Here is a 6,032-nt window from a genome sequence, read left to right as displayed (position 1 = left end):
GTCGATGCAGATGGCCTGCCGCAGGCCCGGATAATGGTGCTGCGCAAGGCCGATGCCGCTGCCGCAACGCTGCGCTTTCACACCGATTCGCGCAGCCCCAAGGCGGCGCAGCTTGATGGCAAACCAGTTGCGGTGCTGGCCTATCACGGGCCTGAACAGGTGCAGCTGCGCATCAGCGGCACAGCGCGGGTACGCACACAGGACGATGTGGTGGACGACCTGTGGAACCAATCCACACTGTTTGCCCGCCGCTGTTACCTGGCGCAGCACGCCCCCGGCACGCCCCTGCCCGGGCCATCGTCGGGCCTGCCCGCCTCGATCGAAGGCCAGCAGCCGACCGCCGAGCAGATCGCCCCGGCGCGGCCGAATTTCGCACTGGTGTGGGTGGAGGTGGCGGCGATCGAATGGCTGCACCTGGCCAACACCGGGCACCGGCGAGCGGTTTTTCGAGCCGAGGACGGCTGGGCGGGAGCGTGGTTGGCGCCTTGAGGGGTGCGGCCCGCGGCAAAGCCGCCGAGTCCGCTTCGCATCAAAGAAAGCAAGCAAGGAAGAGCGTAGCGGAGCCACGCCGTCGAAGCTGTTCTGCCGGGCCGAGGCCCGGCAGCCAGCCCGGCCGCCCTTGACGAAGTCGATGATTACCGCTGCGCGATAATCACGCGCCCGTCAGCGGGTCAGCTTCTTGTAGGTCAGCGCGTGCGGACGATCGGCGGCGGCGCCAAGGCGGCGGCGCTTGTCTTCCTCGTACATCTGGAAGTTGCCTTCGAACCATTCGACATGGCTGTCGCCCTCAAACGCCAGAATGTGCGTGGCAAGACGATCGAGGAAGAAGCGATCGTGGCTGATGACCACGGCGCAACCGGCAAAGCTTTCCAGCGCTTCTTCGAGTGCACGCAGCGTTTCGACATCCAGATCATTTGTCGGTTCATCGAGCAGCAGCACGTTGCCGCCCTTCACCAGCATCTTGGCCATGTGCACGCGATTGCGTTCACCGCCTGAAAGCAGGCCGACCTTTTTCTGCTGGTCCGGCCCCTTGAAGTTGAACGAGCCCACATACGCGCGGGTCAACACTTCGTTCTTGCCGAAATAGAATTTTTCGTTGCCGCCCGAAATTTCTTCCCAGACGTTCTTGCCCGGCTCCAGCGTGTCGCGGCTTTGGTCAACATAGGCCATGCGCACCGTTTCCCCGATGCTGATCTCGCCGCCGTCGGCCACTTCCTGGCCGGTGATGATGCGGAACAACGTGGTTTTGCCGGCGCCGTTGGGGCCGATGATGCCGACAATGCCGCCGGGCGGCAGGCTGAAGGTGAGGTTTTCAAACAACAGCTTGTCGCCATAGCTCTTGGTAAGGTTGTTGGCCTCGATGACCTTGCTGCCCAGCCGCTCCGGCACCTGAATGAGGATCTGCGCCTCGCCCAAACGGCGGTTGGCCTGTGTTTCCACGAGTTCATCAAATGCCCTGATGCGGGCCTTGCTCTTGGTTTGGCGGGCCTTGGGGCTGGCGCGGATCCACTCCAGCTCCTGCTTGATCGCCTTTTCGCGGCTGGCGTCTTCGCGGTCTTCCTGGCTCATTCGCTTCTGCTTGGCTTCCAGCCAATCCGAATAATTGCCTTCGAACGGGATGGCGCGGCCGCGGTCGAGCTCCATCACCCACTTCACGACATTATCCAGGAAGTAGCGATCGTGGGTAACCAGGATCACCATGCCCTTGTATTCTTTCAGGTGGTTTTCAAGCCACGACACGCTTTCGGCATCAAGGTGGTTGGTCGGCTCGTCAAGCAGCAGGATTTCCGGCTTTTCCAGCAGCAGCTTGCACAGCGCCACGCGGCGCTTTTCGCCGCCGGACAATTTTTCCACGCCGCTCTCACCCGGTGTGCAACGCAGCGCGTCCATGGCGATTTCAAGCTGGTTATCCAGCGTCCAGCCATCAACGGCGTCGATCTTTTCCCGCAGCGTGCCCATTTCCTCGAGCAGCTTGTCAAAATCGGTATCGTCCTTCGGGTCAGCCATCTCGGCGCTGATGGCGTTGAAACGGTCCACCAGATCGGCCACGGGGCGCACCCCGTCCATCACATTGCCTTTCACGTCCTTGCTGGCATCAAGGTGGGGTTCCTGCGGCAGATACCCCACGCGCACGCCTTCGGCAGCCCAGGCTTCGCCTTGATATTCGGTGTCGATGCCGGCAATCACCTTCATCAGGGTCGATTTGCCGGCGCCGTTGGGGCCGATGATGGCGATCTTTGCCCCCGGCAGGAACGACAGGGTAATATCCTTGAAACACGGCTTGTTAGCGCCGGGATAGGTCTTGGACAGACCCTTCATCACGAACGCATATTGATAGGCCACGGCATGGCTCCGAAAAAACATATGTTGAATGGTTGACGCAGCCATTAGCCGATGGGCGCGGCGCGCGCAAACCGGTCGATTGACATGGACCGCTGCCGGCGCGCTTGATCCGGGTCAGGGCATGACGCGTAATTTCAACGTGCACCACACGCCCGGCGACACGCTGGACATGATTGGCCGCGCTCAGCTTGATCAGAATGTAACGGCGTGGAGCGCGGCGATCTGGTTGGCGGCGACGGGTGATCGGCCGCTGCGAACCCTATAATCAGCGCACGAAGTGATCAGCGCCGTGCCAGCGGATCGGCGCAATGGGTGATGACCGGAATGCGCGCCGTGGTGCTGGCGCCATCCTTGATGTTGAAGCGCAGCAGCGCCTCGTCGGGCGCGTCGGCGGCAATTGTCAGGCGCACCAGGCGGCATGCATGCGCGAAGCAGCCTTGCGCTGATGGGCGCTCGGCGGGTTTCAATGCCTTGTCCTCCTCCGCCAGGGTTTCCAGCTTCACGGCGGGGCTGTCTGTTGCCAGATCGACTTCGGCAAGGCCCAGATTTGCACCCTCCAGCCGCACCGCCGCGCTGATCGCGCCGCCAGGGCAACTGCGCGTGGGCCGCCACTGCGCTGGCACCGGCGTGACCGGGCCCAGCGTCAGGCTGGCGCGGCAAGCAGCGCGCGGGTCGCCCTCCACCACCCCCCTGCCCGGCCGGATGCACACGGGCAGACGGGACGCGGTTTCCAGCACAAAACCGGGCGGACAGATCAAACCGCGGTCGGGTCGCGGCCGGGCTGCCACGCTCTCCGATGGCGCAGTGGCTGCGACAGAGCCCTTTTCGGGCAGTTGCGCGCACAGGGATGGCGCTGCCGTCGCTGGCACCGCCGCCAAATAGATCGCTAGTGGGATAAATCGAAAAGCGCTCATGGCGTCACGCTGGCCAGAGTGCCGGGCAATTGCCAGCCTGGCTCAGATCACAAAAGGCGGCGCAGGTTTGCGGCAGTGGCCCGGGTCATCGAGCGCGGCAGACGGCGCGGGAAGGAACGACCTGACCACAACATGCCCAGCAACACACCAAACACCATGGAAAGGACCATCAAGGCGCCGTCGGTGGCCAGGAGATTCCCGAGGGCCTGAGCCATACTGTTGATAATCATAAGCCGCGCTCACTTGTTAACACTTAGTGAGCGATTATCTAAGCTTAAATTTACCTATTGTAAAGTCTGATTCAAGTTCGTTAACTATTTTTCCATTAACGATTATTGAAGCCGACACTGCAAGCTTCAGAGTTTTTCACGCCGGTTGGTGTCATTTGGACCAGAGCCATTCCGGCGGTCATTACGCATACGCTCCCAAAAGGAGCCGACTAATCCACCCAACAATAGCGAAAAAACAACAAGAACCACATCAGACGACAGAATTTGCTGCATGTGTTGCGTCTCCAACCAATTTTGTGCTGACCTGTACAATACCAGATTCGGTCGCACTGGCAATCCATTTGCCATATTGGCAAATTATTTGACGCTTATGACTAACCAAATGTTTATCGTTAACGTTTATTCATCTGCAAAAAAGGAGCGCGTTGCCGGTGGCGGCAATCCATGCTTAAAATCTTTGATCAGGGAGAAAGCGGCATGAACACGCATCTGGCAGCATGGTTGATCAGTGGCACGGCGGCTGTTTTAGCGGCGCCGGCCCTCGCGACGGACTTCCGCGTCACTTTGCCCGCCACCGGTATCGACGCCGTGAATGATGGCCGCATTATCCTGGTGATCACACCGGATGGATCGAAGGAGCCACGCTTCCAGGTCAAGCTTGGGGCCGATGCGCCGCAGGTGTTTGGCGTGACGGTGGATGGACTGAAGCCCGGCGGCAGCGCCACGATCGGCCGAGGTGTGCTGGGCTACCCCACCGAAGACATGAGCGCCGTGCCTGCCGGTGACTATACGGTGCAGGCCGTCTTCCATAAATATCAGACGTATAACCTCGCCGCCGGCCAAACGGTGAAATTGCCGGCCGCGCGCGGTGCTGGGCAAAACTGGCGCGCCGAACCGGGCAACATCATTTCGCAGCCGGTGAAAATCCGCTTCAACCCGGCGACCCGGGACATCGTCACCATCGCGTTGACCAAAGTGATCCCGCCGGTGACGGAGCCCAAGGACAGCGAATTCATCCGCCACATCAAGATCCGTTCGGAACGCCTGTCGAAATTCTGGGGCACCGACGTTTATATTCGCGGCCACGTGCTGGTGCCGCGCGATTTCGACAAGCATCCAGAGGCGCGCTACCCACTGATCATCAACCACGGCCATTTTCCGGACGATTTCGGCGGTTTCAGTACCACCCCGCCCGATCCCGGCACGCCGTGCAAGCCCGAACCGCGGTTTGGCGAGCCGTGCTACAACAAGATCGAAGCGCAGGAAGCCTTTGATTTCTATAAGAAATGGACGTCGGACAGCTTCCCGCGCTTTTTGATTGTCGAGATCGATCACAGCAATCCCTATTACGACGACAGCTATGCGGTGAATTCGGCCAACCTTGGCCCTTATGGCGATGCCATCATGAAGGAATTCGTGCCGGCTCTGGAACAGCAATTCCGCGGCCTGGGCCAAGGCTGGGCGCGCTTCACCTATGGCGGCTCCACCGGCGGGTGGGAAGCACTGGCGGTGCAGATGTTTTACCCCGACGAATTCAACGGCGCCTTTGCCGCCTGCCCCGATCCCGTTGATTTCCGGCAATTCACCAACATCAACCTGTATGCCGACAAGAACGTCTTCTGGAAGGAAGGCACCTTCGGCAAAGTGCCGCGCCCGGCGCACCGCAACTATCTGGGCCACGTCGATTACACGGTGGAGCAGGAGCAGCGGCTGGAACTGGTGCTGGGCGACAAATCCCGCAGCGGCCAGCAGTGGGACATCTGGGAAGCCGTTTATTCCCCGCAAGGCGCCGATGGCTATCCCCAGCGCATATTCAACAAACGCACCGGCGTGATCGATCCCAAGGTGGCAGCATATTGGCGCGAGAATTACGATTTGCGCCACATCATGCAGCGCGACTGGAAAACCCTCGGCCCCAAAATCCGCGACAAGATCTTCCTTTATGTCGGCGACATGGACAATTATTACCTCAACAATGCCGTCTATCTGGCGGAGGATTTCCTCAAGACCGCCGATCCGCCCTTCCTCGGCGAAATCGCCTATGGCGACCGTGCCGAGCATTGCTGGAATGGTGATCACACCCAGCCCAACAAGATCAGCCGCCTGCGCTACAACACCATGTACGTGGACAAGATGATGGCCCGCGTGAAGGCATCCGCGCCCAAGGGAGCCGATGTGACGAGCTGGCGGTATTGAGGCGCGTGTTTCGGGCTGGAAGCTGAGCGCTTTGCACCTGCATTGCGGCCATGGGCGCGTTTCAAAACACAGCTCTGTTTGAATGCCGACGGCGGATCAGGACGGCAACACGGTCAATACTGGCAGAATGCTCCGCAACGCCTCGATCAGCGTTTCCGGTTTGAAAGGCTTTGAAACATAAACCCCGCCGGAATAGGCGGCGTGCAGCTGCGACGCCGCATAAGCCGAGACGGCAAGAAACGGTATGCCGCAAGCCGATAGCGCCATGGCCGCAGGCGTGGAACTTACACCCGCGAGATTTGCATCAAGGATTGCAGCATCACAGCCACAATTTGCAATGAGCGACAGT

Annotated in this window: 7 protein-coding genes and 1 pseudogene; 4 read left to right on the top strand and 4 right to left on the bottom strand. The window is 60.3% G+C overall.

Annotated elements, in window-relative coordinates; all coding sequences use genetic code 11:
- On the top strand, positions 1–489 hold a 489-nt coding region (locus ACESL8_RS03250; protein ID WP_372915910.1), incomplete at its 5' end, for a pyridoxamine 5'-phosphate oxidase family protein.
- Between the two features lie 174 nt (positions 490–663).
- Here ACESL8_RS03250 and ettA read toward each other — a convergent pair.
- Positions 664–2,343, bottom strand: a complete 1,680-nt coding sequence (ettA, locus tag ACESL8_RS03245; protein WP_372915908.1) for an energy-dependent translational throttle protein EttA — start codon at positions 2,341–2,343, stop codon at positions 664–666.
- Between the two features lie 121 nt (positions 2,344–2,464).
- Between ettA and ACESL8_RS03240 the strand changes: the two genes are divergently transcribed.
- Positions 2,465–2,608: a hypothetical protein gene (locus ACESL8_RS03240; protein ID WP_372915904.1), complete on the top strand. Its 144-nt coding sequence runs from the start codon at positions 2,465–2,467 to the stop codon at positions 2,606–2,608.
- Positions 2,609–2,624: 16 nt separating this feature from the next.
- Here ACESL8_RS03240 and ACESL8_RS03235 read toward each other — a convergent pair whose 3' ends face one another.
- Both ACESL8_RS03235 and ACESL8_RS03230 read right to left on the bottom strand, forming a co-directional pair.
- Positions 2,625–3,101, bottom strand: coding sequence for a hypothetical protein (locus ACESL8_RS03235; protein ID WP_372915902.1), 477 nt, complete (start codon positions 3,099–3,101; stop codon positions 2,625–2,627).
- Between the two features lie 203 nt (positions 3,102–3,304).
- Positions 3,305–3,487 carry a hypothetical protein gene (locus ACESL8_RS03230; RefSeq protein ID WP_372915900.1) on the bottom strand — a complete coding sequence of 61 codons (183 nt, stop codon included), beginning with the start codon at positions 3,485–3,487 and terminating at the stop codon, positions 3,305–3,307.
- 26 nt (positions 3,488–3,513) lie between these two features.
- On the opposite strand from ACESL8_RS03230, the gene ACESL8_RS03225 reads away from it, so the two are divergent.
- Complete coding sequence (locus tag ACESL8_RS03225) at positions 3,514–3,852, top strand: hypothetical protein (protein ID WP_372915898.1); 339 nt, start codon at positions 3,514–3,516, stop codon at positions 3,850–3,852.
- A 112-nt stretch (positions 3,853–3,964) separates the two neighbouring features.
- Complete coding sequence (locus tag ACESL8_RS03220; protein ID WP_372915896.1) at positions 3,965–5,683, top strand: hypothetical protein; 1,719 nt, start codon at positions 3,965–3,967, stop codon at positions 5,681–5,683.
- Positions 5,684–5,779: 96 nt separating this feature from the next.
- Here the strand turns inward: ACESL8_RS03220 and ACESL8_RS03215 are convergent.
- Positions 5,780–6,032: pseudogene (locus ACESL8_RS03215) on the bottom strand (response regulator); the annotation flags it as partial.

It is taken from the genome of Sandarakinorhabdus sp. (genome assembly GCF_041689835.1).
GTDB lineage: Bacteria > Pseudomonadota > Alphaproteobacteria > Sphingomonadales > Sphingomonadaceae > Sandarakinorhabdus.
The sequence above is the reverse complement of the archived record's forward strand: the minus strand, read 5'-3'. Positions and strand labels throughout refer to the sequence as shown.